Raw genomic sequence first — 24,409 nt, 5'->3', positions numbered from 1 at the left:
CGACCGGAGTTGCGCGACGGCCCCGCCACAGTGGCCGTGGGCGTGTCGGACCCGTTTGATTGGATGGGGTGATGCTGCACGGTCTGTGGTCGCCGGGACGCGGGTTGCTGCTCTGGCACGACTTGCCGGCCACCGTGCTGCCCGAGGAACTGGGCACGCTTCCCGACCCGCTGGGCAATACGTTGCGTGCCGCGAAGTTCCGGCATCGAGCGGAAGTTCTGGTGGGGTCGGGCGCGAGCGACCAGGTCCGTGCGCATGCTCTGACTCCCGCCGCGGCGGCAGAAGTGCTGCGGCAGCGGCTGCCCGCCGAAGCGGTGGCGGGGGATCTGCGCTTCCTCGCGCACGTCGCGCGCGGGGTCGAGCGCTGGGTGCGCGCCGGGCGGGTCGTGCCGGAGCTGCGCAGGGAAGACAGCCAGTGGTGGGTGCGCTGGCGGCTGGTCGGCGGCGAGCGGCAACGTGCCTGGCTGGCCGAACTGGCCGTGGCCATGCCGCAAGCCTTGCGAGTAGCCGGGCGTCCGGCCGCGTTGCTCGACGATATGGTCACCGAACTCACCGATCCGATCGCGCGGGCGCTGGTCGACCACTCGGATTCGCCGCATCCCCTGGTGGCTGCCCTGGTCGGCGATACCGCACTGGACAACGGCAGTTATCAGGTGGCCGAGGTGCTGGAACGCTGGCGCGCCAGCCTCACCGGCGACGAACCGGAGCTGGTGCTTCGCCTGCTCGAGCCGGATGGCGAACTGGGCGCCGTCGACGAGACGATGGCACTGTGGCGGTTGGAGGTCTGCTTGGCCGTCACCGGCGAGGCACCCGAATCCGTTCCGCTGCACGGTGACCCGAACCTCATCCGGATCGTGGTGGACAAACTCGGCGCGGCGCAGCGGGCCTATCCGCGATTGCGCGATCTGCCGAGCGATCCGCGCAGCATGGATCTGCTGCTGCCCACCGAGGTGGTGCTCGACTTGGTCGCGCACGGCGCGCACGCCCTGCACGCCGCGGGGGTCCGGCTGCTGCTGCCGCGAGCGTGGAGCGTCGCCGAACCGAGCATGCGGCTGCGAGTGGAGAGCGCGGTGCCCGCGGCGGAGAGCACGGTCGGCATGCGCGGCCTGGTCTCCTACCGCTGGGAACTCGCACTCGGCGACATCGTCCTGACCCCGGCCGAGATGGAACGACTGGTGCGCGGCAAGTCGGATCTGGTCCAGTTGCGCGGTCAGTGGGTGCAAGCCGACCACAAGGTGCTCGCCGCCGCGGCCCGGTATGTCGCCGCGCACACCGACGACTCTCCGATCACCTTCGCGGACATGCTCGGTGAGATCGCCGCGTCACGGGTGCAGCAGGTGCCGATCGCCGAGGTCACCGCGTCGGGCTGGGCCGCGGACCTGCTCGATGGCGCCCGCGAACCGACACCGGTCACGCCGCCGGTCGGGTTGAAGGCCGACCTGCGGCCGTATCAGGAACGCGGTCTGGCCTGGCTGGCCACCATGAGCCGGATGGGTTGCGGCGCGATCCTCGCCGATGACATGGGGCTCGGCAAGACGGTCCAGGTGCTCGCCTTGCTGGTGCACGAGCGCGAAACGGCGTCGCCTGCTTCGAATGATGGGGCTGGGTGCGTCGCCGCGAAAGCGCCCGGCGTCCGCGACGGCGATCGGGTTCGCGCGTCCGCGACCGGCTCTGCGGGCCCGACTTTGCTGGTGTGCCCGATGTCGGTGGTCGGCAACTGGCAGCGCGAGGCCGAGCGATTCGCCCCCGACCTCCGGGTGTGGGTGCACCACGGCGCGGGGCGGCGGGCGGGTGGCGAACTCGACGAGGCGATCGCCGCGGCCGATCTGGTGATCACCACCTACACGCTGCTCGCCCGCGATGTCGAGGAACTCGGCAGGCAACCGTGGGACCGCATCGTCCTGGACGAGGCGCAGCACATCAAGAACGCGGGCACGCGGCAGGCGCGGGCGGCGCGGTCGCTGCGCGCGCGGCATCGGCTGGCGCTCACCGGGACTCCGGTGGAGAACCGGTTGGAAGAGCTGCGCTCCATCATGGATTTCGCGATGCCCAAGGTGCTCGGCAGCCCGCAATCGTTCCGCGCGCGCTTCGCGGTGCCCATCGAGCGCGAGCGCGACGAGAACGCGATCAGCCGCCTGCGCTGGCTCACCCGGCCGTTCGTGCTGCGCCGAGTGAAGACCGACCCCGCGGTGATCAGCGATCTGCCGGACAAGCTGGAGATGACGGTGCGGGCCAATCTCACCGTCGAGCAGGCCGCGCTCTACCAGGCGGTCGTCGACGACATGCTGGCCAAGATCAAGGACGCCGAAGGCATGGCCCGCAAGGGCGCCGTACTCGGCGCGCTCACCCGGCTCAAGCAGGTGTGCAACCATCCCGCGCATTTCCTCGGCGACGGGTCGGGCGTGCTGCACCGCGGCGCCCACCGTTCCGGAAAGCTCGCTCTCGTGGAGGATGTGGTCGACTCGGTGCTCGCCGACGGCGAGAAAGCCTTGCTGTTCACCCAGTTCCGTGAGTTCGGCGGGCTGATCGCGCCGTATCTGGCCGAGCGGTTCGGCGCCGAGATCCCGTTCCTGCACGGTGGCGTGCCGAAGAAGAAGCGCGACGACATGGTCGCCCGGTTCCAGGCGCCGGACGGGCCGCCGCTGATGTTGTTGTCGCTCAAAGCAGGTGGCACGGGAATCAACCTCACCGCAGCCAATCACGTTGTCCACCTGGACCGCTGGTGGAATCCCGCGGTGGAGAACCAGGCCACCGACCGCGCCTTCCGGATCGGGCAGCGGCGCAACGTCCAGGTGCGCAAGCTGGTGTGCGTGGACACCATCGAGGAGCGGATCGACGAGATGATCACCGGCAAGCGGCAACTCGCCGATCTGGCCGTCGGTGCGGGGGAGAACTGGATCACCGAGCTGAGCACCGACGAACTGCGCGATCTGTTCACCCTCGGCGCCGCGGCGGTGGGCGAATGAGCCCCTTCGTCGACTACTCCGAGTACGGAAAGAAGCTGCCGGTGCGCGGCGGGGCGGCCGCGCGCAGCCGCCGCGGCGCGTTCGGGCGCACTTGGTGGGGCAAGGCCCTGGTGGAGTCGGTGGAGCGGATGGCGGAGCCGGGGCGTCTGTCGCGCGGCCGCAATTACGCCAGGTCCGGTCAGGTGGTGAACTACCGGATCGAGCCCGGCGCCGTCACCGCGGAAGTGCAAGGCAGTCAACCACGTCCGTTCACGGCGCTGTTCACCGTGCGTCCGCTGCGCGAGGACGAGGTCGAACTGCTGATCGAGATGATCCGTTCCGCGCCGGGCATGCTCGCCGAGATCGCGTCCGGCGCGTTGCCGACCGACCTCGGGCCGCTGCTGCTGCCCAGCACCGCGGCGGACCTGGATTTCACCTGCACCTGCCCGGATCCGGGCTGGCCGTGCAAACATGTGGCCGCGGTGTGCTATCTGCTGGCCGAGCGGCTCGACGAACGCCCGCGCGAGATCCTCATCCTGCGCGGCCTCGACCTGGACACGTTGATCGGCGGCATCGAACGCGAGGCTCAGCCTGCCGCCTCCGATGACCCGTATGGCGACAACATGATTTTGCCGGACCTGCCGAACCTCGAATTCCGCCCCGCACCAGAGGATTTGGACCCAGTGCTGCTGCGCAAGGCGCTGCGGATGACCGCGCCCGACGAGACGACCGCCGCGACCGGCCTGCGCGAACTCATCGCGCTCTATCGCCGGTTCGACGGCTGAACGGCTTGGTGGGCACCCAGCATCGGGGCTGTCGGTTGACGCCGGACAATCGGGGCGGGATCGAATCCGGCGCTGCCAAGGGACCGGAGACTTCCCGACGCCGGGTGCCGCTATTAAGTCTCCCGCCCAGCCCTTCCATACGGAACTGCCCCAGGAGCGCCCGCGCACTGCCCTTGCGCCGAACTTGACGCGTAAACCGTGATCGGCAACAGTCGTCGCCAGATCTACTGGAGCCCAATGCTCTTCATCCAGCCGGGCCGCCGGTAATGACGAGGTGAAGTCGTGCCGACGCTGTCGGCCGGGTACTGAGCCCACACCCGAGGTTCCCGGCAGCATCGGAACGTGGAGCGACCGAACTCGGATGCCGTGAAAAACGCCCGAGAAATGCCCATCCACCAGCGTATATGTTCTGTTATAGGCTGGTGTACGTGGCAGGGAACAGCCCATCGGCAGCGTTGCCGCGCGACGATCTCGGAACCTCCGTGGACGTCCGCACGCCCCCGCGCCGGGTGGTGTCGCTGGTGCCGTCGCTGACCGAGGCTGTGGCGCTGACCTGCCCGGAAGTCCTTGTCGCCGCCACACAGTGGTGCACGCATCCGGCGGACTTGGCGGTCGAACGGGTCCGCGGCACCAAGAATCCGAACATCCGGCGCATCATCGAACTCCGCCCGGACCTCGTGTTGTGCAACATGGAGGAGAACCGCCGCCTCGATGTCGTGCGCTTACGCGCCGCGCGAATACCGGTGTGGGTCACCAGGATCGAAACCGTCGACGACGCAATGGCTTCCCTCGCCCGGCTCTGTATCCAGGCGCTCGGCGTCGGCATCCCGCGCTGGCTGGTCGAGGCGGAATCCGCGTGGGCGCCACCGGCACCCGAACCGGAACGCGCCGCGGTCATTCCGGTCTGGCGCAATCCGTGGATGGTAGTCGGACGCGAAACCTTCACCGGCGATATCGCGCGCCGTCTCGGCTTGCGGCTGGTGCACGCCCACCGCCCCGAGCGCTATCCCCGCGTCACCGAGGCGGAGCTGACCGAGGGTGTCGAGCTGGCGGTGCTCCCCGACGAGCCCTACGTTTTCACCGAATCCGATGGGCCGGACGCCTTCCCGCATATTCCGGTCGCGTTGGTGGAGGGCCGCGCCCTCACCTGGTACGGGCCGTCGCTGGCGACCGCTCGCGACGAACTCACCGCGCAACTGGCCCGGGCGCGGCTCCCGAATCAGCCGAGTTCGTAGTCGTCTCAGTCCGCGATCCGGTACACGCGCTGCGCGGTGGTCCGGAAGACCTGCTCGAGTTCCGTCTTGCCGCCGCCGTGACCGGTGATCGCGGTCGCGATCGTCTCGATACTGCCCGCGATGCTGGTGATCGGCTTGTCCACGGGGAAGTTCGAGCCCCAGATGAGGCGATCGGCGCCGAAGACGTCGAGGGCATGCTCGACCAGCGGGCCGATCCGGTCGAGCAGCTGCGGCACCGGCGTCGGCGTGCCGCGGGGCGGGACCGGATGGCCGAGGATCGGCATCATCAGCCCGCTGACCTTCGCGACCACGTTCGGGCGCGCGGCCAGCGCGGAGAGATCGTCGCGCCACCGCACCAGCAGCTGTCTACGCAGTCCGGGATGGGTGCCGGTGTGTTTGCCGACCGCGCCGAAAATGCCTGCGGGAGTGCCGAGATGGTTCAGCACGATCGGCACCTCCGGATACCGCTCGGCGAGAGCGGTGACTTCCGGAATGGCGTGCGAGTACACCCACGCCTCGAAGGACAGGCCGCGGTCGGCCAGGTGCGCGAAGCCGTCCAGGAACGCCTTGGTGGTGAGTTTGCCCGGCGTGTCGGTGAACGACCGCACGCCCGGATCGGGATGGTGGGCGACCATCGCGCGGATGCCGCGCAGCAGCGGCGAGGCGGCGGCATGCGCGTCCAGCAACTCGGGGAACCCGGGCTGCGCCGGATCGCCGCCCGCGAGAATCGCGCCCAGTCGCGGTGCTGCTTCCAGCGGCAGCCCCGCCACCCAGGCGGTTTCCCCTGCCTTCCCCAGCGGCCCCGGCTGCGACCATTGGACCTCGATGTGCGCGACCACCTCGATCGGCGCGTTCCCGGCATCGGCGCGGTAGTCGAACGGGAGATAGGGCCGAAGGTAGGCGACCGGATCGCCGACGAACTCGCTGTCCCGCCGGGGCGCGAGGCGCTTGGCCACCTCCACCGGCACCGGCAGCAACCGCAGCATCGTCGCCAACCGGCTGAAATCCCGGGGCGTGGTGAACGGGTCCCACTGGTGGATGTGTGCGTCGATGATCCGAATGCCCGAGAGGTCCATGTCTGCCGTCCCAACCGCGCTGATGGTCTGCCTGGCGATTGTCACACGCCCCGCGCCGCGGGTCCGGAAATCAGCGGGACCCGTAGGCGGCCAGGAAGGTACGGATCGCGGCCGCGGCGATGCTGTCGAGTTCGCCGGCCTCGACCGCCCGGGTTCCGAGCCGGGAACGGGCCTCCAGCGGGCCGGTGAGCAGGGCGAGCAATTGGTCGGCAGCCTCCGACGGGTCGGTGACGCGGAGCCTGCCCGCGAGCGCGAGCCGGGCGAGCCGGTCGGCCAGCGCTTCGGCGACGGCGCCCGAGGTGCGGGTGAGCACGGTGTCGACGAGGTCGGGAAACGCCGCGAGCTGGGCATAGGTGAGCGCGCGCAGGGCGCGGGCGCGATCGCTCGCACAGATCTCGAGCAGCCGGGACGCCACATCGGTCAGTGCCACGGCCAGATCCTCGCCCGGCTCACGCAGCTCGTCCACGATCGCCAAGGTCTGGGCCGCCACGGCGTCGGCCGCGGCGAGCGCCGCATGCTCGAACAGCGTCTGCTTGTCGTTGAGGTGGTTGTAGACCGTCGGTTTGGCGACGCCGGCAGCGTCGGCGATCTCCTGCACACAGGCCTTGTCGTAGCCACGGCGAGCGAAGACGGTGAACGCGACGTCCAGGATCGCCTGTCGCTTGTCGATGCGGCCGCGCGCCGCCGTTGTTCCGGCCACCTCTGCATGCTAGCGCCTCGCCGGACCGGAATGAACTTACAAGTTCAATCTTGTGGATCTACCAATTAGTTCTCTAGATTGAACTAGTTAGTTCAATTCGAGGAGGAATTCATGATCGTTCACCTGTTGCGCTTCGGCTTCCGCCCCGAGACGACCGAGGAGCAGAAGGCCGAGGTCCTCGCGACCATGCGGCGCACCGCGTCGGTCGAGTCGGTGTCGTTCTCGACCGTCGGCCAGAACCTGGGCGACGCGTCCGAGGGGCTGACCCACGCCTACTGCGTGGGCATCGAAGACTTGGCCGCGCTGGAGCGATACCTGCACGACCCGGTGCACTTGGACGGCGATCCGCGGATCATCCCGTACTTCGCGAAGATCGCGATCGGTCCGGACGTCTCCGATCAGCCCGACCCTGAGCTGCGCGAGAAGATCATGGCGCTGCACGAGGCGAAGCTCGCCGAGTATCCGGAATGGGCCGCGCTCATGGACACCATCCCCGAGGTGCGAATCTTCTGACGGCTCAGCCGTTCGGCATGACTCACACGTTGCGGCGGTACTGACCGCCGACGCGGAAGAAAGTGTCGGTGATCTGCTGCAGCGTGCACACCTGGGCGGCGTCCATCAACACCGCGAAGATGTTGTCGTCGGTGCGGGCCACCGCTTCCAGACGGGCCAGTGCGGTGTGGGCGTCGTCGCGGTGCCGCTGCTGGAACTCGCGGACCCGCCGCAGCTGCGACTGCTTCTCCGCCTCGGTCCCGCGCGCCAGCTCCAGCACCCGGTGCGGTTCGCCGTGTGAGTTGCGGAAGGTGTTCACGCCGATGATCGGCAACGAACCATCGTGTTTGCGCTGCTCGTAGCGCATCGATTCGTCCTGGATCTTGCCGCGCTGGTAGCCGGTCTCCATCGCGCCGAGCACGCCGCCGCGTTCGCTGATCCGGTCGAACTCGGCCAGTACGGCTTCTTCGACCAGGTCGGTGAGCTCGTCGACGAGAAAGCTGCCCTGCAGCGGATTCTCGTTCATCGCGACGCCCCACTCCCGGTTGATGATCAGCTGGATCGCCAGCGCGCGGCGCACCGATTCCGTGGTCGGGGTGGTCACCGCCTCGTCGTAGGCGTTGGTGTGCAGGCTGTTGCAGTTGTCGTAGATCGCGATCAGCGCCTGCAGCGTGGTGCGGATGTCGTTGAAGTTCATCTCCTGCGCGTGCAGCGACCGGCCGGAGGTCTGGATGTGGTACTTGAGCTTCTGCGACCGTTCGCCTGAGCCGTAGCGATCCCGCATGGCGATGGCCCAGATGCGCCGGGCCACCCGGCCGATGACCGAATATTCCGGGTCCATCCCGTTGGAGAAGAAGAACGACAGGTTGGGCGCGAAGTCATCGATGTGCATGCCGCGCGCGAGATACGCCTCCACATAGGTGAACCCGTTGGCCAGGGTGAAGGCCAGTTGGCTGATGGGATTCGCGCCCGCCTCGGCGATGTGGTAGCCGGAGATCGACACCGAGTAGAAATTGCGGACGCTGTTGCGCACGAACCATTCCTGGATGTCGGCCATCATGCGCAGGCTGAACTCGGTGGAGAAGATGCAGGTGTTCTGGCCCTGATCCTCCTTGAGGATGTCGGCCTGCACCGTGCCGCGCACCGTGGCCAGCGTCCGCGCGCGGATATCGGCCGCCTCGGCGTCGGTCGGTTGCCGTCTGTGCTCGCCGGTGAACCGATCCAGCGCCTGGTCGATCGCGGTGTTGAGGAAGTACGCCAGGATGGTCGGCGCGGGGCCGTTGATGGTCATCGACACCGACGTGGTCGGCGCGGTCAGATCGAAGCCGTCGTAGAGCACCTCCATGTCCTCGAGCGAGGCGATCGACACCCCGGACGTGCCGACCTTGCCGTAGATGTCGGGGCGCTCGGCAGGATCGTGACCATAGAGTGTCACCGAGTCGAATGCGGTGGACAGCCTTTTCGCGTCGGAATGCTCGCTGAGCACCTTGAACCGGCGGTTGGTGCGGAACGGGTCGCCCTCGCCGGCGAACATCCGCGCCGGGTCCTCGGTGTCGCGTTTGAACAGGAAAACTCCCGCCGTGAACGGGAATCGTCCTGGCAGGTGCTCGGCGCGCAGGAACCGAAGCAGCTCACCGTGATCGGTGTAGCGGGGCAGGGCGACGCGCGGAATCGAATTGCCGGACAGCGTTTCCCGGCGCAGCGCGGTATGGATCTCGCGATCGCGCACGCGCACCACTTGCTCGTCTCCGCGATAGGACTCGGCCAGCGCGGGCCATTCGGCCAGCAGCGCGGCATTCGCCGGGGTGAGATCGGCGCGCGCCCGCTCGGCCAGTTCGGCGACGGCCGTGTCGTCGGGCAATTCGGCCGCCACTTGCTCGAGGCGTTGCGCGCGCTGCGCGGCGACGACTTGGGCGGCGGTCTCGGCGTGATAGCCGCGCACGGTCTCGGCGATCTCGGCCAGGTAGCGGACTCGCGCGGGCGGAATGAGCTGCGCGAAGCGCGTGGAAACGCGGGTGTCCACCTTCGGCAGCGCGCCGGGCTCCAGCGGTAGACCGTGTTCGGCGAGCAAACCGGTCAGGTGCTGGTAGAGCGCTGTCACTCCGTCGTCGTTGAACGTCGCGGCGCTGGTACCGAAGACGGGCATGTCCTCCGGCGTCGCCTGGAACTCCTCCCGATTGCGGATCAGCTGCCGCGCCACGTCGCGCAGCGCGTCCGCGGCGCCGCGGCGCTCGAACTTGTTGATCGCCACCACGTCCGCGAAATCCAGCATGTCGATCTTCTCCAGCTGGGAGGCGGCGCCGAACTCGGGCGTCATCACGTACATCGACACGTCGACGTGCTCGCTCACCGCCGCGTCGCCCTGACCGATGCCCGGCGTCTCCACGATGACCAAGTCGTATCCCGCGGCTTTGCAAGCGGTCACGATCAGATCGATGTTGTCCGGCAGTTCCCGTCCACCGCGGGTGGCAAGCGAGCGGAAGAAGACGTGGTCGCCGTCCAGAGCGTTCATCCGGATCCGGTCGCCGAGCAGCGCGCCGCCGCCGCGCCGCCGGGTCGGGTCCACCGCGAGGATCGCGACCCGCAGCTTGTCCTGTTGGTCCGAACGCAGGCGGCGCACCAATTCGTCGGTGAGCGAGGACTTTCCGGATCCGCCGGTCCCGGTGATGCCGAGCACCGGCACCCGGCGCGCCGCCGCCGCCTCGATCAGCTTCCTCCGGTCGGTCTCGGGCAGCGTGTTGCCTTGCAGACAGGTGATGACGCGGGCCAGAGCGGCTCGCTCGCCCGCGAGCACCGCGTCCAGCGCGGACGGTTGGGCCGCCACGTCGATATCGCAGTCGCGGATCAGCTGATTGATCATCCCCGGCAGGCCGAGTCGTTGCCCGTCCTCGGGGGAGAAGATGGTCACGCCGGATTCGGCCAGCCGCGCGATCTCCTCGGAGACGATCACGCCCCCGCCGCCGCCGAAGATCCGCACGTGCTCGGCCCCTGCCTTGCACAAGGCGTCCGCCAGGTATTCGAAGTACTCGACGTGGCCACCCTGGTAGGAGCTGACCGCGACGCCCTGCGCGTCCTCGGTGAGCACCGCGTCCACCACCTCGCTGACCGCTCGATTGTGGCCGAGGTGAATCACCTCCGCGCCCTGGCTCTGCAGGATGCGGCGCATGATGTTGATCGCCGCGTCGTGCCCGTCGAACAGAGCGGCGGAGGTGACGAAGCGAACGGGATGGATGGGCGTGTAGAGAGCGCTGCGGTCTGCCACGGGATTCCTCCGGCGAGTCCATTGGCGCCCAATACTAGGACGTCAAACTAATCTTACGGTGATAGTGATCACATCGCCAGGTTGTCCGCGGGATCGGGTCTGGGTCATCGACGGCCCGCCCTGCACTCCCGCTCGTGTCTGCGATGTGCCGAGTCTTGTTCGTGCCACGCAGCGGACATGCGGTTTGTCGAGGTCGACGCCTACTGGCGGTGTTGGTTCGCGAACGTTGTGCCGGTCCTGGTTTGCGTTGTCGAGCGCTCGACTCGGGCAGTGGGACGGTTGAGGTCGACGGTTTGTCGCGATGGTTTTGCGAGGGGTCTGCGTCGTCGGAGCGCGGTTAGTCCAGGTCGGTGCCGACACCGGAGCGGGCTGTCCCGGGCTGATTCGTGTTGTCCGAGCTGCCGACTCGGACATACTGGGCGCATGATGAGCGACGACAGGGCGGCGACAGCGGTAGGGCGGCTGGTCGCCGAGGGTGTGCTGTCCCGAGAGCAGGCCGACGCGGTACTCGCGGCGCTTGCTGTCGAGCAGGCTGCGGCGGCGCGCGGGAAAGTGCTCGCCGAGATCGCCGCCTACCTTGGCACCGGTCTGCTGTTCGGTGGGATCTTCCTGGTGATGGATTCGTCCTGGGAGGACCTGGGCCGTCCGGTCCGGGTGGGCGTGCTCGCCATCGCGGCGGCCGGGCTGCTGTTCGGCGGAGTCCTCCTCGCCGGGGCGTTGTTCACCCGCCAGCGGGCGTACGGCGCCCGCGCCAGGCTTGCTTCGGTGCTGTTCGCGCTCGCTTCTATCGCGCTCGCCGCAGCCGTCGGCACTGCGTTGGAGGACGGGAGTTCCGACGCCGCTTGGGTTTCCGCGTGTGCGGTAGGAGCGGTGGTCGCGATACTCGGCTATCTCGCGCTGCCTTCGGTGCTCGGCATGCTCGTCTGCGCGTGCTTCGTGCCCGCCGCGATCGCGGGGTTGCTCACCGAAGTGTTCGATCTCGACGACGCGTGGGGCAGTGCGGCCGTGCTGCTGGTCGGCGGCGCGTGGTTCGCGCTGACCAGAATCGGCGCCCTGATCGAAACCCAGGTCGGATACCTGATCGCGATGGTCACCTCGGTCGCGGCCGCGCAGAGCATCGACGTCGAGGGGCGGGCCTGGGCCTACGGGCTCACGGCGCTGGTGGCGCTGGTCTGCTTCGTGCTGTACGCGACCCAGCGATCGACGGTGCTCGTCATCGGCGGTGGCGTGTCCATCGCGCTCGCCGCGGGCGAGGCGGTCTCCGAATGGACCGACGACGCGCTCGGCGCGGCGGTCGTGGTCGTGGCGATCGGCGCGATCACGCTCGCCTTCGGCGCCTTCCAGCTCACAAGATCCCAGAAGAAGCCGAGCTAGGTCAGCCATGCGCCACTCGCTAGCGCTGTGGACGCCCGAGCGCCTCGGGTAGCCGACCGCCGCAGACGTGGGATGAATCACATCACGCACAACGGTCTGTCGATACTTGGACATCCAACTATAGGATCCCCGTATACCGCATCGCGGTGTCCCGACTGGCTACGAGAACAGGACTGGCATGGTTCGCGAACTCACCCACTTCATCGGCGGACAGCATGTGCCGGGCGCGTCCGGCAACTTCGGCGACGTCTTCGATCCCAATCTCGGCCGAGTGCAGGCCCGGGTGCCGCTGGCGAGCAAGTCCGAAGTCGAGGCGGCCATCGCGAATGCCGAGGCGGCGCAGCCGGAGTGGGCCGCGTTCAACCCGCAGAAGCGGGCGCGCGTGCTGATGAGGTTCCTCACCCTGGTGCAGGACGAGATGGATTCGCTGGCCGCCCTGCTGTCTTCCGAACACGGCAAGACCATCGCCGACGCCAAGGGTGACATCCAGCGCGGACTGGAGGTCATCGAGTTCGCCACCGGCATCCCCCACCTGCTCAAGGGCGAATACACCGAGAGCGCGGGCACTGGCATCGACGTCTACTCGATGCGCCAGCCGCTCGGCGTCGTCGCGGGCATCACCCCGTTCAACTTCCCGGCGATGATCCCGCTGTGGAAGGCCGGTCCCGCGCTTGCCACCGGCAACGCGTTCGTGCTCAAGCCCTCCGAACGCGACCCCTCGGTGCCGCTGCGGCTGGCCGAGCTGTTTCTCCAGGCCGGTCTGCCCGCCGGTGTGTTCAACGTGGTCAACGGGGATAAGGAAGCGGTCGACACGCTGCTGCACGATCCGCGGATCAAGGCCGTCGGCTTCGTCGGCTCCACCCCGATCGCGCAGTACATCTACGAGACCGCGACCGCGAACGGCAAGCGCGCCCAGTGCTTCGGCGGCGCCAAGAACCACGCGATCGTCATGCCGGACGCCGATCTCGACGACGTCGCCGACCAGTTGATCGGCGCTGGTTACGGTTCCGCGGGCGAGCGCTGCATGGCCATCTCGGTGGCGGTTCCGGTGGGCGAGGAGACCGCCGACCGCTTGGTGGCCAAGCTGACCGAGCGGGCGCACAAGCTCAACGTCGGCCGCTCCGACGACCCGGGCGCCGACTTCGGCCCGCTGGTCGGCCAGGACGGGGTGCGTCGCGTGAACAACTACGTCCAGCTCGGCCTCGATGAGGGGGCCGAGCTGGTGGTGGACGGTCGCGGGCTGGTCGTGGACGGCGCCGAGGACGGCTACTTCGTCGGCGCGACGTTGTTCGACAACGTCACCCCGGACATGCGGATCTACCGCGAGGAGATCTTCGGTCCGGTGCTCAGCGTGGTCCGCGCCAAGGACTACGAAGAAGGGCTGCGGCTGGCCAACGAGCACGAGTACGGCAACGGCGTCGCGATCTTCACCCGCGACGGCGACACTGCCCGCGACTTCGCCGCTCGCGTGCAAGTCGGCATGGTCGGCGTCAACGTCCCGATCCCCGTGCCGATCGCGTACTACACCTTCGGCGGCTGGAAGCGTTCCGGTTTCGGCGATCTGAACCAGCACGGGCCGGATTCGATCCGCTTCTACACCAAGACCAAGACGGTGACGCAGCGCTGGCCCTCCGGCCTGAAGGAAAGCAACGCGTTCGTCATCCCGACCATGGACTGACGCGCATGTTCGACTTGAACGACGACGAAAAGGCGATCCGCGACACCGCACGCGGCTTCGCCGACGAATTCCTCGCCCCGAACGCGCTGGAATGGGACGAGCAGAAGCACTTTCCCGTCGATGTGCTGCGTAAGGCGGGCCCACTCGGCCTCGGCGGCATCTACGTGCGCGAGGACGTGGGCGGTTCCGGCCTGCGCAGGCTCGACGCCGTGCGGATCTTCGAGCAGCTGGCCACCGGCTGCCCGGCCATCGCCGCATACATCTCCATCCACAACATGGCGACGTGGATGATCGATCGCTACGGCGACGAGGATCAGCGCAACCGCTGGCTGCCCCGCCTGACCACGATGGAGCTGCTTGCCAGTTACGCGCTGACCGAACCGGGTGTCGGATCGGACGCGGCGGCGTTGAGCACCAAGGCCGTCCGCGACGGCGACGACTACGTCTTCAACGGCGCCAAGCAGTTCATCTCCGGCGCGGGCGCCACCGACGTCTACGTCGTCATGGCGCGGACCGGAGACGCAGGGGCGCACGGGATCTCGGCGTTCATCGTGCCCGCCGGCACGCCCGGCGTCTCCTTCGGCGCCAACGAGAGGAAGATGGGCTGGAACGCGCAACCGACCCGTCAGGTGATCTTCTCCGACGCCAGGATTCCCGCGTCGAACCGGCTCGGCGCGGAAGGCGACGGCTTCCGCATCGCGATGAACGGGCTCAACGGCGGCAGGCTGAATATCGCCGCGTGCTCGGTCGGCGGCGCGCAGGCGGCGCTGGACAAGACGGTGCCGTATCTCGCCGAGCGGCACGCGTTCGGCAAGCCGCTGCTGAAGAATCAGGCGCTGCAATTCGAACTCGCCGATATGCGCACCCAATTGGAGGCCGCTCGCACCTTGCTGTGGCGGGCCGCCGCGGCACTGGACGCCGACGCGCCGGACAAGGTCGAGCTGTGCGCCATGGCGAAACGATTCGCGACAGACGCCGGTTTCGAGGTGGCCAACAAGGCGCTTCAGTTGCACGGTGGCTATGGCTATCTGGCCGAGTACGGCGTGGAGAAGATCGTCCGGGATCTGCGCGTGCACCAGATCCTCGAAGGCACCAACGAAATCATGCGGGTGGTCGTCGCCCGCTCGGTGGTAGGAGCGGCATGAACGGTCAGGCCCGGAGGCGGCAGCGCAGCGTGACCACGCAGGGCCCCGTTCATGCCGGCAGTGGATACAGCATGAACGGTCAGGCCCGGAGGCGGCAGCGCAGCGTGACCACGCAGGGCCCCGTTCCTGCCGGAAAGGACACAGCATGACCGAACCAGAAGTTCTGCTCGAACAGCGCGACGGGCTCGGCCTGATCACGCTGAACCGGCCGAAGGCCATCAACGCGCTGAATCACTCGATGGCCCTCGCCATTACGGATGCGCTGCGCACTTGGACCGAGGACGACGCGGTGCGCACCGTTGTCGTCACCGGCGCGGGTGAGCGCGGGCTGTGTGCGGGCGGGGATATCGTCGCCATTCACGCCGACGCGAAAGATGGTGCGAATACACCGGATTCGGCGACCGGCCGGTTCTGGCGCGACGAGTACGTCCTCAACGCGCTGATCGGTCGCTACCCGAAGCCGTACGTGGTGGTGATGGACGGCATCGTGATGGGTGGCGGCGTCGGCCTGTCCGGGCACGGCAGCCACCGCATCGTCACCGAACGGTCCAAGATCGGCATGCCGGAAGTGGGCATCGGCTTCGTTCCCGATGTCGGCGGCACCTATTTGCTCGCGCGGACCCCGGGCGAGATCGGCGCCCACGTCGCGCTGACCACCGCGCGCATGAGCGCAGGCGACGCGATCGCGGCAGGCTTCGCCGACTATTTCGTCGCGTCGAATGACCTGCCCGCCCTGCTCGAGACGCTGCGTTCGGAGAGCGCCGACATCGCGATCGCCAAGTTCGCAACGGACGCACCGGAATCCGTGCTGGTCGCCGGACGGGGATGGATCGATGCCTGCTACGGCGCCGATTCGGTCGAGGAGATCGTCGCGCGGCTGCGGGCGCACGAAGCGCCCGAGGCGCGGGCGGCGGCGGTCGAGATCCTGGCGAAATCCCCGGTCGCGCTGAAGGTCACGCTGCGCTCGCTCCGGGCCGCGCGGACCGCGCCGAGCCTGGAGACGGTGCTGAACGAGGAGTACCGGGTCTCGATCGCCTCGCTGTCCTCGCACGATCTGGTCGAGGGCATCCGCGCGCAGGTGATCGACAAGGACCGTACCCCCAAGTGGTCGCCAGCGACTCTCGCCGAGGTTACGAACGCGCAGGTAGACGCATATTTCGCCGAGTTGGGCGAACGAGAGCTGGGTCTGGTGGCCCCGGAGGTGGCGTGATGAGCAAGCGAATCGGTTTCCTCGGCCTCGGCCACATGGGCGCGCCGATGGCGGCCAACCTGGTACGGGCGGGTTATGAGGTAGTCGCCTTCGATCCGGTGCCCGCGGCGCGGGAACAGGCCGAGCGTGACGGCGCGACGGTCGTGGGCGCGGCCGCCGACGCGGCGGCCGCCGACACCGTGATCACCATGCTGCCCAACGGCAAACTCGTCCTCGACGTGTACGCCGAACTGCTTCCGGTCGCCGCACCCGGCACGCTGTTCATCGACTGCTCCACCATCGACGTGGCCGACGCCAAAACCGCGGCCGAACGCGCCACCGCCGCCGGACACCGCGCGCTGGACGCTCCCGTCTCCGGCGGTGTGGCGGGCGCGGCGGCCGGGACGCTGACCTTCATGGTCGGCGGCGCCGCCGAAGGCTTCGCCGCCGCGCTTCCCGTGCTCGAGGTAATGGGCGGCAAAGTCGTGCACTGCGGCGGCTCCGGTGTGGGCCAAGCGGCGAAGATCTGCAACAACATGCTGCTGGGCATCTCGATGATCGCGCTGTCGGAGTCGCTGGTTCTCGGCGAGAAGCTGGGCCTGAGCCACCAGTCGTTCTTCGATGTGGTCTCCACCGCCTCCGGCCAGAGCTGGGCGCTGACCAGCTACTGCCCGGTCCCCGGCCCGGTGCCGACCAGCCCCGCCAACAACGACTACCAGCCCGGTTTCGCCACGGCGCTGATGACCAAGGACCTCGGCCTGGCAGCGAACGCTTTGCGTGAGAACAACGTCGATGGTCAGCTCGGAATGCTCGCCGCCGAGATCTATACCCGGTTCAACCAGACGGACGCCGGGCGGGACTTCTCCGCTATCGTCACCGATATCCGAGAACGTTCCGACCAAGAGGGTGCCTGAAGATGAACGCATCGCGAAGCGATTCCGTGGGGGGCGGCGGCCGGGTGACGGGAGGGCCGGACTTCGAGACGATTCTGCTGGAACGCAAGGGCCGGGTCGGCTGGATCACGCTGAACCGCCCGCAGGCGCTGAACGCACTGAACGCGCAGGTCCTCGACGACGTCATCGCCGCGCTCGACGAGCTCGAGCACGACGACGGGATCGGCGCCATCGTGATCACCGGGTCGGAGCGGGCCTTCGCGGCGGGCGCCGACATCAAGGAGATGCAGCCCAAGTCGTACATGGACATGTTCCTCAACGACTACTTCGCCCGCTGGGACCGGCTGGCGCAGTTCCGCAAGCCCACCATCGCCGCGGTCGCGGGCTACGCGCTGGGCGGCGGCTGTGAGCTCGCCATGATCTGCGACATCCTGCTGGCGGCCGACACCGCGAAGTTCGGGCAGCCGGAGATCAAGCTGGGCGTCATCCCCGGCATCGGCGGCTCGCAGCGCCTGACCCGCGCGATCGGCAAGGCGAAGGCGATGGACCTAGTGCTCACCGGCCGCAATATGGACGCCGAGGAGGCGGAGCGTGCCGGTCTGGTCTCGCGCATCGTGCCCGCCGCGGAACTGCTCGACACCGCGCTCGAGGTCGCCGAGACCATCGCGTCGATGTCGCTGCCGGTCACGATGATCGCCAAGGAAGCGGTGAACCGCTCGTTCGAAACCACCCTCGCCGAGGGCCTGCGCTTCGAACGCCGCGTCTTCCACTCGCTGTTCGCGATCGAGGACCAGAAGGAAGGCATGAGCGCCTTCGTCGAGAAGCGCCCCGCGAAGTTCACCAACCGCTGACGACTGGTGCCGTCCAGGGCCGGCTACCGCATGGGCCCCGAGATGCAGCCAGCCGAAGTCACCCTGCCGAGTTTGTACGGTCCGATGTACAGTCGAAGACATGACCGACTACCACAGCGTTCCGCTCACCGAGCTGCGTGACCAGCTCGGCCAGGTCGTCAACGACGTGGCCGAATCCGGTCGCCCCGTCATCGTGACCCGCGCCGGCAAGGAGATCGCCGCCGTGGTCCCGGCCGCACTGCTCCGGTCGGGCCTGCTGCCCCCGGCCTACTTCGACGATGCCCTGCGCGCGCAGACCATCGCCGAACTGGACGAGAAGATCAACGCGCACACACCCGAGGAAATCGCCCAGGCCCGCGAGTGGCTACGCCGAGTCAAGGCTGCCGACCGCGCGTCTGCGGCGGGCGCTGCGTGAGCAACGTCGCTGACCACACCGCACTGACCTCCTTCGCCGAAACCCCGATCTTCGGGCAGGTCTTGGTCGATGACTACGTCCGTGATCGGCGATTTCTCGCCGTGCCGACGGTATCCCTGATGGAGGCAACCCGAGCCGCGGACACCAGCAGCGGTGAACTGGCCGATCTGCTACGTCGCCGCGTAGTGATCAAGGTTGTCGACCTGGACGCCGAGCTCGCCGTCCGCATCGGATCCCACATTCCCGTCACGGGCGCGCAGGCCGATTGGCCGCTGGTGGCCCCAGTCGTATGGGTTGCCCGCAGCCTCGATATCGGAGTCCTGACCAGCCAGCCCCGCCTCTACAACGGGTACGGAGTCCGAGTCGTTCCGGTGCTTTGACGCGAAAAGGTTGCCCGTGCAAACGGATTCGCCCATCCACCGTGAAGGTTAGTGCACGGTTGGCGATCCAGAGTGCAGGTGCCGATGAGAACTTCCACCTGCCCGATCTCGGGCGCGCTCGATCGAATGGGACGCCTTCACCGCAGGCGTAGCCGATGGAGAGTTCGAGCGCCCCTGAGCCGGAACTGCGAAGTCCCGCCCCTCGAAACGCGAAACGAGCGGCGGGGCTTCATCTTTTGGGAACCAATCCGGGCATCGGGTGGGTTCCACGGTGCGGCATGCTCACGCGCGCCCGAAGTGATCGGCGCCTACGCGGGCCGACAACGATGAACCTCACCGTCGAGAAGAAGGCGGCGATGCTGTGTATGCCGCGAGTGGCGTCGGTGTCGGTTTCGTCCAAGACGGCAGCGCTACCCGCCCGTAGCCTGGCAAGGCGCGGCCCGAAGCGGCGCGTCGAGCTGACGCCCGGCCCGCCTGTATCAGCTGGCCACCGGCAGTCTCCGCCGTCCATTCTCAGGAGGATTCCTTGACACGTGAACTGGTCTACACGGGCTTCATGTCGCTCGACGGAGTGGTGGACTCACCAGGCGGCCAGGTCGAGGGGCACCGCAGCGGCGGCTGGGTGTTGGACACCGAGTTCGTGCCCGAGGCTTACGCGCTCAAGGCGGAGGAACTCGCTGAGACGACGGCGCTGATGTTCGGCCGCCGCAGCTACGAGGTGTTCGCCCCGATCTGGCCCGATTCGGAGGATCACGTCGCGTACAAGGAGCTCCCCAAGTACGTCGTCTCCACCAGTCTCACCGACGACGCCGTGATCGAGGGATGGGGCCCGATCACGATCCTGCGGTCGATCGACAATATCGCCGAACTGAAGCAGAGCGCTGGTGGCGCGATCTTCATCCACGGCAGCTCCGAGCTCGCCCGGCGTCTGTCGGACGCCGATCTGATCGACCGGTACAACCTGCTCGTGTTCCCGGTGCTGCTGGGAGCGGGCAAGAGCCTGTTCAGCAGGGCGGACCGGGACAAGCAGAAGCTGCGCCTCAGGGAGTCCGCGACCTACTCCAACGGAGTGGCCAAGCTGGTCTACGACGTCGTGCGCTGAGCGGGATCGAGCGCGATTGCACCGCCGAGGCCCTCGCGGAGCTGCCGTGCCGTCCGCCCGACGTACCGTCGCAGCGCCCGGGCGAGATGGGGTTCGTCGTAGTACCCGAGTGTGCCGACGACATCGCTCTCGGCCTCACCCGAGGTCAGCAGTGCCGCGGCGGTGCGAGCGCGCCCGATCTGCCGCACCGCGCCTCGGGTGAGGCCCGTCGCCGCCCGGAAGCGGCGCTCGAGCGTGCGATCGGTGACCGCGGGACGGTGGCCCCGCAGAGTCTGCGCGACCAAGCGATCGTGGATCACGACTCCGTCTCGGACGAGTCGGTGGACGAGCGCCTCGGCGTCGTCCGGGTGGGGCGTCTCCCAGCGGGCACCGTCCAGCCAGAAGGTCCGGTGGGTCACATCGGGCAAGAGGATCCCACTGTCGACCAGGGAGGGAGCGGCCACCGCGCGAGGGGACGTGCCGACCGCGAACTGGATACCGACGAAGGTCGCGCTTTCCGGCACAGGGGCGGTGCCGGTGCGGCTCTCGGGACCTGTGACGCCCGCGTACGCCGTCCCCTCCTGTTCCCAGAACACCAGACCCCAGGTCTCGGTCGCGACGGAGGTCATCTCCGCGACCTGCTCGCTCCGGCACGTCCACACAGAGGCGATCCAGGGCGAATCCGACGCACGCGTCTCGAACAGCAATCCCACCGTCGGCATTCTAATCCGAGCACAGAGCCGCATCTGTGGAGATTTTTGACGGTCTCGATGCGCGTGATGAGCGCCGGCGATGAATACAGATGCCCCTGAACGAACTTCCCGAGCCCATGCGCTGAGGATCACGTACTACGACAGCACGCGAATCGGTAGAGGCGGCTGCCCGCACTGATGGATGGTTGTGGGCATCGACCTGACACCGATGGCGCCGTCCACGTTCATCTGATCGTGTCACGCCTCATCGAGATTCATCGAAAACTCCCGGTGTGCAGCGAAGAGTTTCAGTTGGCGTCGAGGTCAGCGGCGACGAGTTCGGCGATCTTCTCGAGGGTGGGCTGGTGATCGCTGGTGACGACCACCTTGGTGCCCTTGGCTGCGGCAAGGGTCATGATCATGAGGGCGGAACCGGCGTCGACGGGTTCGCCGCCGAGCAGGGACAGCGTGACCGGGACGTCGGCTGCCTGCACGGTCTCGGCGATGATGTTGGCCGGTCGAGCGTGCAGGCCGATCGTGGAGCCGACTTCGACGGTGATGTAGCCCATGGTGGTGAATTCCTTTGTGCGGCGGTGTTTCATGCGGTGGCGACGAGGCCGGAGTCGGGGATGGCGGACATTGCGGGTTCTTCAGCGGTGGGGCAGGACATCCAGCGCCGTGACGGACACGGCGGCGGGCTCGATGTGGTGCGGGCCGGGCAATTCGGTGCCGGGCAGGGCCACGGCGGCGCTGCCGTAGGCGACGGCGAGGCGCAGCCGGTCGGCCGGTGCGGCGCCGTCGAGATCGGCCAGCAGATAGCCGGCCAGCGCGGAATCGCCTGCGCCGACGGTGCTGCGCGGGGTGATGGCCGGTGGGGTGGCGTGCCAGGCGCCGTCGGCGGTGACGAGCACGGCGCCGTCCGCGCCGAGCGTCGCCAGCACGGCGTCGACGCCGCGGGCCACGACCGCCGCGGCCGCCTTCGCCGCGGCAACCGGATCGTGTAACTCCGCCGGGTCGAGGCCGGTGAGCTGGCCGAGTTCGTCGGCGTTCGGTTTGAGCAGCTGCGGTGCGGCGGATTCGAGCCGCGCGGCCACCGCCTGCAGCGGGGCGTCGGACGTGTCGACGGCGACCCGGGTGCCGCGCAAATGGTGCAGCAGCTCGACGTACCAGTCATCGGGCACCGCGAGCGGCAGCGATCCGGACAGCACTACCCAGCGCGCGTCCCGTGCGAGTTCGATGAGCGCATCGGCCAGCCGCCACCGTTCCGCCACGGTCAACGGTTCGCCTGGTTCGTTGATTTTGGTTGTGGTGCCGTCTATTTCGGTGAGGGTGAGGTTGACGCGCGCCGGGCTGCCGCACGGCACCGCCCGGTAGTCGATGCGGGTTTCGGACAGGGCGCGCAACAGCGGGTCGTCGCCGTTGCCGGGCAGCACCGCGGTCGCGGCGACACCGGCGGCGGCCATCACGCGTGCGACGTTGATGCCTTTGCCGCCTGGGTGGCTGGTGACCGCTCGGGCGCGCTGTACGCGTCCGCGTCGCAGTGGCTGGGGCAGGTCTACGGTACGGTCGATGCTCGGATTCGCGGTGAGAGTGACGATCACGCGGTCACTACCTCGATGCTGTACTCGGACAGCTCGTTCCGCGCCGACGGCAGCAGCTCGTCATCGGTGACCAGTGCGTCGCATTCTTCGATCGGTGCGAAACGGATCAGATCCTCACGGCCGATCTTGGTGGAGTCGGTGACCACGACGACCCGATGCGCGCTGGCCACCATCATCCGCTTGACCGCCGCTTCGTCCGGATCCGGAGTGGACAGCCCGTGCGCGATCGTGAGCCCGTTGGTCCCGATGAAGGCGACGTCGATGCGCAGCTCGCCCAGCATCCGGATGGCGTCGGCGCCGACCACGGCCTGGGTGATCCCGCGGACCCGGCCGCCGATCAGGTGCAGCCGCACGTTCGCGTATCCGCTCAGCCGGGCCGCGATCGGCACGGAGTTCGTTACCGCGACCAGCTCGCGATCGGTGGGTAGATGCGCCGCGATGCGTGCCGTGGTGGTGCCCGCATCGAGCAGGATGCTGCCACCGGCGGGTGGCAGAAATTCCAGCGCCGCCTTGCCGATCCGGTCCTTCTCGGCCGCACGGCTGCCCTCGCGCTCGGTGGTGCCGAGTTCGATCGCCGTCAGCGTCGCCGCGGGCACCGCCCCGCCGTGCACCCGGCGGACCAGTCCGGTCCGGTCGAGGACCGCAAGGTCGCGGCGCACGGTCTCGGTGGTCACGCCGAACTGCTCCGACAGATCGGTGACGGATACGCGGCCGCGTTGCCCGACCAGTGCGGCGATGGCATGCTGCCGCTCTTCCGCGTACATCCAACCCTCCCGGCTCTGTGTTTGTTTATATTGTTTTATGCCTGAATGTGTTGCTTTGTCAAGAGTTCTGCGTAATATAGGTCACACCGCACCCGCGACCGGCTTCGGGCCGCGCTCGCTCGACGACAGCGTGGAGGAGCAGTCCCATGACGGGATTGATGCAGGATAAGGCCAATACTTCGGTGCTTTACGGCACTCCGGCGGTGCCCGGGGTGATCGCCGCGCCCGCTGTCCGGCCGACGCCACGGGTACGGATCGACACCGGAATCGAGCCGATCGACACGCCCGATCGGGCATCCGAGGTGCATGCTCTGCACGGGGCCGCCGCGGCTGTCGCCGAACGGTTGCGGAATCGGGCGGCCGCCTCGACCGGCGCGGCCGCCGAGGTGCTGTCGGCAAATGCGGCGATGGCGACCGACCGCGGTTGGCTCGGCGCCGCGGACCGGCTGATCGATGCCGGGGCTTCCGCGGCCGCCGCGGCGGCCGCCGCCACCGACCAGTTCGCGGATATGTTCAGCAAGGTCGGGGGTTTGATGGCCGAACGCGTCACAGATCTGCGCGACGTCTGCGACCGGGTCCTGGCCGAGCTCGCCGGCGCACCGGAGCCCGGGATTCCCACCCCCGCGCGACCGTCGATCCTGCTGGCCGACGACCTCGCACCGGCCGATACCGCCGGTCTGGATCCGAACCTCGTCGTCGGTCTGGCCACCTCGCTGGGCGGGCCGACCAGCCACACCGCGATCATCGCGCGCCAGCTCGGCATCCCGTGCGTGGTCGCTGTCGAGGGGCTCGATGACGTCGCCGCCGGGACGGACATCCTGCTGGACGGATCGGCCGGGCGCGTGCTCGTGCGCCCGGATCCCGAGACCGCGGCGACAGCCGTCACGGCCTACCGCGCCTCGGCGGATCGGGCCGCGCGGTGGACCGGGCCAGGCGCGACCGCCGACGGACATCGAGTCGAGGTCCTGGCAAACGTGCAGGACGGCACCGGGGCACGGGCGGCACGCCGCGGCCCGGCCGAAGGTGTCGGACTGTTTCGGACCGAATTGTGTTTCCTGGACCGCGAATTCGAGCCGACCGCCGAGGAACAGGCGGCCCGCTATCGTGAAGTGCTCGACGCCTACCCCGAGGCGAAGGTGATCATCCGCACCCTCGATGCCGGATCCGACAAGCCGCTGCGCTTCGCGGGCCATTCCGACGAGGCCAACCCCGCGCTCGGTGTGCGCGGATACCGGATCGCCGCGCGTGACAGCGGACTGCTGGACCGCCAGCTCGACGCTATCGCCGCCGCGGCAGCCGACAGCGGACGCGCCCCGTGGGTAATGGCGCCGATGATTTCCACTGTGGCAGAAGCGAAGGCGTTCGCCGATCGGGTCCGCGCCCGCGGCTTGGTGCCCGGCGTCATGATCGAGGTGCCCGCCGCCGCGATCATGGCGGAAGCCATCCTCGAGCAGGTCGACTTCGCGTCGATCGGCACCAACGATCTCGCCCAGTACGTAATGGCCGCCGACCGGATGTCGCCGCAGCTGGCCTCCTTCACCGACCCCTGGCAGCCCGCGGTGCTCGAGCTCGTCGCTCGAACATCAGCAGCCGGTCGCCTGCTCGGCAAACCCGTCGGCGTTTGTGGCGAAGCCGCCGCCGACCCGGTGCTGGCCTGTGTGCTCGCTGGTTTCGGCATCACCTCCCTGTCCGCGGCCGCCACGGCGGTCGCCGCCGTCGGGGCCGCACTGGCCACCGTCACGATCGACGACTGTCGCCGCGCCGCCGCCGCGGTCCTGGCGACGACCGATCCGCAGGCCGCCCGCGCGGCGGCCAGATCCGTTATCGCGGGGGATACAGCCCGGTAAGGCC

21 protein-coding genes are annotated in these 24,409 nt (G+C 68.4%); 14 read left to right on the top strand and 7 right to left on the bottom strand.

Features of this window, described 5'->3' with window-relative positions:
* Window positions 1-71 precede the first annotated feature (71 nt).
* The 3 genes from OHA40_RS09990 to OHA40_RS09980 all read left to right on the top strand — a co-directional run bounded on the left by OHA40_RS09990 (window position 72) and on the right by OHA40_RS09980 (window position 4,965).
* The gene (locus OHA40_RS09990) at window positions 72-2,966 is read left to right on the top strand and encodes a DEAD/DEAH box helicase (RefSeq protein ID WP_330232771.1); all 2,895 of its coding nucleotides are present in this window, start codon (window positions 72-74) and stop codon (window positions 2,964-2,966) included.
* Window positions 2,963-3,730 (top strand): SWIM zinc finger family protein, encoded by a 768-nt coding sequence (locus OHA40_RS09985; RefSeq protein ID WP_330232770.1) that lies wholly within the window; start codon window positions 2,963-2,965, stop codon window positions 3,728-3,730. The genes OHA40_RS09990 and OHA40_RS09985 overlap by 4 nt, the downstream gene beginning before the upstream one ends.
* 428 nt (window positions 3,731-4,158) lie before the next feature.
* On the top strand, window positions 4,159-4,965 hold the full coding sequence (locus OHA40_RS09980) for a helical backbone metal receptor (protein ID WP_442943970.1): 807 nt from the start codon (window positions 4,159-4,161) through the stop codon (window positions 4,963-4,965).
* Between the two features lie 5 nt (window positions 4,966-4,970).
* On the opposite strand, the gene OHA40_RS09975 is transcribed toward OHA40_RS09980, so the two are convergent.
* A complete protein-coding gene (locus OHA40_RS09975; protein WP_330232769.1) occupies window positions 4,971-6,041 on the bottom strand; it encodes an amidohydrolase family protein in 1,071 nt (356 codons plus the stop codon).
* A gap of 70 nt (window positions 6,042-6,111) precedes the next feature.
* Window positions 6,112-6,741 carry a TetR/AcrR family transcriptional regulator gene (locus OHA40_RS09970; RefSeq protein WP_330232768.1) on the bottom strand — a complete coding sequence of 210 codons (630 nt, stop codon included), beginning with the start codon at window positions 6,739-6,741 and terminating at the stop codon, window positions 6,112-6,114.
* A 111-nt stretch (window positions 6,742-6,852) separates the two neighbouring features.
* Here OHA40_RS09970 and OHA40_RS09965 point away from each other — a divergent pair, with 111 nt between their 5' ends.
* Complete coding sequence (locus tag OHA40_RS09965; protein ID WP_330232767.1) at window positions 6,853-7,254, top strand: Dabb family protein; 402 nt, start codon at window positions 6,853-6,855, stop codon at window positions 7,252-7,254.
* Window positions 7,255-7,276: 22 nt separating this feature from the next.
* On the opposite strand, the gene icmF is transcribed toward OHA40_RS09965, so the two are convergent.
* A complete protein-coding gene (gene icmF / locus OHA40_RS09960) occupies window positions 7,277-10,495 on the bottom strand; it encodes a fused isobutyryl-CoA mutase/GTPase IcmF (RefSeq protein WP_330232766.1) in 3,219 nt (1,072 codons plus the stop codon).
* A gap of 423 nt (window positions 10,496-10,918) precedes the next feature.
* Here icmF and OHA40_RS09955 point away from each other — a divergent pair, with 423 nt between their 5' ends.
* The 9 genes from OHA40_RS09955 (at window position 10,919) to OHA40_RS09915 (ending at window position 19,522) form a co-directional block, all read left to right on the top strand.
* Window positions 10,919-11,869: a DUF2157 domain-containing protein gene (locus OHA40_RS09955; protein WP_330232765.1), complete on the top strand. Its 951-nt coding sequence runs from the start codon at window positions 10,919-10,921 to the stop codon at window positions 11,867-11,869.
* A 178-nt stretch (window positions 11,870-12,047) separates the two neighbouring features.
* Entirely contained in the window at window positions 12,048-13,547 is a 1,500-nt protein-coding gene (locus tag OHA40_RS09950; protein ID WP_330232764.1) for a CoA-acylating methylmalonate-semialdehyde dehydrogenase, read from the top strand.
* Window positions 13,548-13,552: 5 nt separating this feature from the next.
* Window positions 13,553-14,692 (top strand): acyl-CoA dehydrogenase family protein, encoded by a 1,140-nt coding sequence (locus tag OHA40_RS09945; protein ID WP_330232763.1) that lies wholly within the window; start codon window positions 13,553-13,555, stop codon window positions 14,690-14,692.
* Between the two features lie 145 nt (window positions 14,693-14,837).
* Complete coding sequence (locus OHA40_RS09940) at window positions 14,838-15,902, top strand: enoyl-CoA hydratase/isomerase family protein (RefSeq protein ID WP_330232762.1); 1,065 nt, start codon at window positions 14,838-14,840, stop codon at window positions 15,900-15,902.
* The gene (gene mmsB / locus OHA40_RS09935; RefSeq protein WP_330232761.1) at window positions 15,902-16,795 is read left to right on the top strand and encodes a 3-hydroxyisobutyrate dehydrogenase; all 894 of its coding nucleotides are present in this window, start codon (window positions 15,902-15,904) and stop codon (window positions 16,793-16,795) included. The genes OHA40_RS09940 and mmsB overlap by 1 nt, the downstream gene beginning before the upstream one ends.
* A 2-nt stretch (window positions 16,796-16,797) precedes the next feature.
* A complete protein-coding gene (locus OHA40_RS09930) occupies window positions 16,798-17,625 on the top strand; it encodes an enoyl-CoA hydratase (RefSeq protein WP_330232760.1) in 828 nt (275 codons plus the stop codon).
* A 100-nt stretch (window positions 17,626-17,725) separates the two neighbouring features.
* A complete protein-coding gene (locus OHA40_RS09925; RefSeq protein ID WP_330232759.1) occupies window positions 17,726-18,040 on the top strand; it encodes a type II toxin-antitoxin system Phd/YefM family antitoxin in 315 nt (104 codons plus the stop codon).
* Window positions 18,037-18,420 carry a hypothetical protein gene (locus tag OHA40_RS09920; protein WP_330232758.1) on the top strand — a complete coding sequence of 128 codons (384 nt, stop codon included), beginning with the start codon at window positions 18,037-18,039 and terminating at the stop codon, window positions 18,418-18,420. Before OHA40_RS09925 ends, OHA40_RS09920 begins: the two co-directional genes overlap by 4 nt.
* A gap of 526 nt (window positions 18,421-18,946) precedes the next feature.
* Entirely contained in the window at window positions 18,947-19,522 is a 576-nt protein-coding gene (locus OHA40_RS09915) for a dihydrofolate reductase family protein (RefSeq protein ID WP_330232757.1), read from the top strand.
* Here the strand turns inward: OHA40_RS09915 and OHA40_RS09910 are convergent.
* The 4 genes from OHA40_RS09910 to OHA40_RS09895 all read right to left on the bottom strand — a co-directional run bounded on the left by OHA40_RS09910 (window position 19,504) and on the right by OHA40_RS09895 (window position 22,558).
* Entirely contained in the window at window positions 19,504-20,214 is a 711-nt protein-coding gene (locus OHA40_RS09910) for a helix-turn-helix domain-containing protein (protein ID WP_330232756.1), read from the bottom strand. The two genes, OHA40_RS09915 and OHA40_RS09910, sit on opposite strands and share 19 nt — an antisense overlap.
* Before the next feature lie 287 nt (window positions 20,215-20,501).
* Window positions 20,502-20,762 (bottom strand): HPr family phosphocarrier protein, encoded by a 261-nt coding sequence (locus OHA40_RS09905; RefSeq protein ID WP_330232755.1) that lies wholly within the window; start codon window positions 20,760-20,762, stop codon window positions 20,502-20,504.
* 81 nt (window positions 20,763-20,843) lie between these two features.
* On the bottom strand, window positions 20,844-21,794 hold the full coding sequence (locus OHA40_RS09900; RefSeq protein ID WP_330232754.1) for a 1-phosphofructokinase family hexose kinase: 951 nt from the start codon (window positions 21,792-21,794) through the stop codon (window positions 20,844-20,846).
* Complete coding sequence (locus OHA40_RS09895) at window positions 21,791-22,558, bottom strand: DeoR/GlpR family DNA-binding transcription regulator (protein WP_330232753.1); 768 nt, start codon at window positions 22,556-22,558, stop codon at window positions 21,791-21,793. Before OHA40_RS09895 ends, OHA40_RS09900 begins: the two co-directional genes overlap by 4 nt.
* Window positions 22,559-22,704: 146 nt before the next feature.
* Here OHA40_RS09895 and OHA40_RS09890 point away from each other — a divergent pair, with 146 nt between their 5' ends.
* Entirely contained in the window at window positions 22,705-24,405 is a 1,701-nt protein-coding gene (locus OHA40_RS09890) for a putative PEP-binding protein (RefSeq protein ID WP_330232752.1), read from the top strand.
* The last annotated feature ends 4 nt before the right edge of the window (window positions 24,406-24,409 follow it).

This window comes from Nocardia sp. NBC_00508, assembly GCF_036346875.1.
Taxonomy (GTDB): domain Bacteria; phylum Actinomycetota; class Actinomycetes; order Mycobacteriales; family Mycobacteriaceae; genus Nocardia.
Note: the sequence above shows the minus strand (reverse complement) of the source record. Positions and strands in the feature narration are given on the sequence as shown.

What these genes read in the sequence shown, in the direction of transcription:
- OHA40_RS09905 (WP_330232755.1), bottom strand. Translation starts at nt 20,762, where the DNA reads ATGGGCTACATCACCGTCGAAGTCGGCTCCACGATCGGCCTGCACGCT.
- OHA40_RS09895 (WP_330232753.1), bottom strand. Translation starts at nt 22,558, where the DNA reads ATGTACGCGGAAGAGCGGCAGCATGCCATCGCCGCACTGGTCGGGCAA.
- mmsB (WP_330232761.1), top strand. Translation starts at nt 15,902, where the DNA reads ATGAGCAAGCGAATCGGTTTCCTCGGCCTCGGCCACATGGGCGCGCCG.
- OHA40_RS09930 (WP_330232760.1), top strand. Translation starts at nt 16,798, where the DNA reads ATGAACGCATCGCGAAGCGATTCCGTGGGGGGCGGCGGCCGGGTGACG.
- OHA40_RS09945 (WP_330232763.1), top strand. Translation starts at nt 13,553, where the DNA reads ATGTTCGACTTGAACGACGACGAAAAGGCGATCCGCGACACCGCACGC.
- OHA40_RS09985 (WP_330232770.1), top strand. Translation starts at nt 2,963, where the DNA reads ATGAGCCCCTTCGTCGACTACTCCGAGTACGGAAAGAAGCTGCCGGTG.
- OHA40_RS09990 (WP_330232771.1), top strand. Translation starts at nt 72, where the DNA reads ATGCTGCACGGTCTGTGGTCGCCGGGACGCGGGTTGCTGCTCTGGCAC.
- OHA40_RS09950 (WP_330232764.1), top strand. Translation starts at nt 12,048, where the DNA reads ATGGTTCGCGAACTCACCCACTTCATCGGCGGACAGCATGTGCCGGGC.
- OHA40_RS09975 (WP_330232769.1), bottom strand. Translation starts at nt 6,041, where the DNA reads ATGGACCTCTCGGGCATTCGGATCATCGACGCACACATCCACCAGTGG.
- OHA40_RS09940 (WP_330232762.1), top strand. Translation starts at nt 14,838, where the DNA reads ATGACCGAACCAGAAGTTCTGCTCGAACAGCGCGACGGGCTCGGCCTG.
- OHA40_RS09965 (WP_330232767.1), top strand. Translation starts at nt 6,853, where the DNA reads ATGATCGTTCACCTGTTGCGCTTCGGCTTCCGCCCCGAGACGACCGAG.
- OHA40_RS09890 (WP_330232752.1), top strand. Translation starts at nt 22,705, where the DNA reads ATGACGGGATTGATGCAGGATAAGGCCAATACTTCGGTGCTTTACGGC.
- OHA40_RS09925 (WP_330232759.1), top strand. Translation starts at nt 17,726, where the DNA reads ATGACCGACTACCACAGCGTTCCGCTCACCGAGCTGCGTGACCAGCTC.
- OHA40_RS09955 (WP_330232765.1), top strand. Translation starts at nt 10,919, where the DNA reads ATGATGAGCGACGACAGGGCGGCGACAGCGGTAGGGCGGCTGGTCGCC.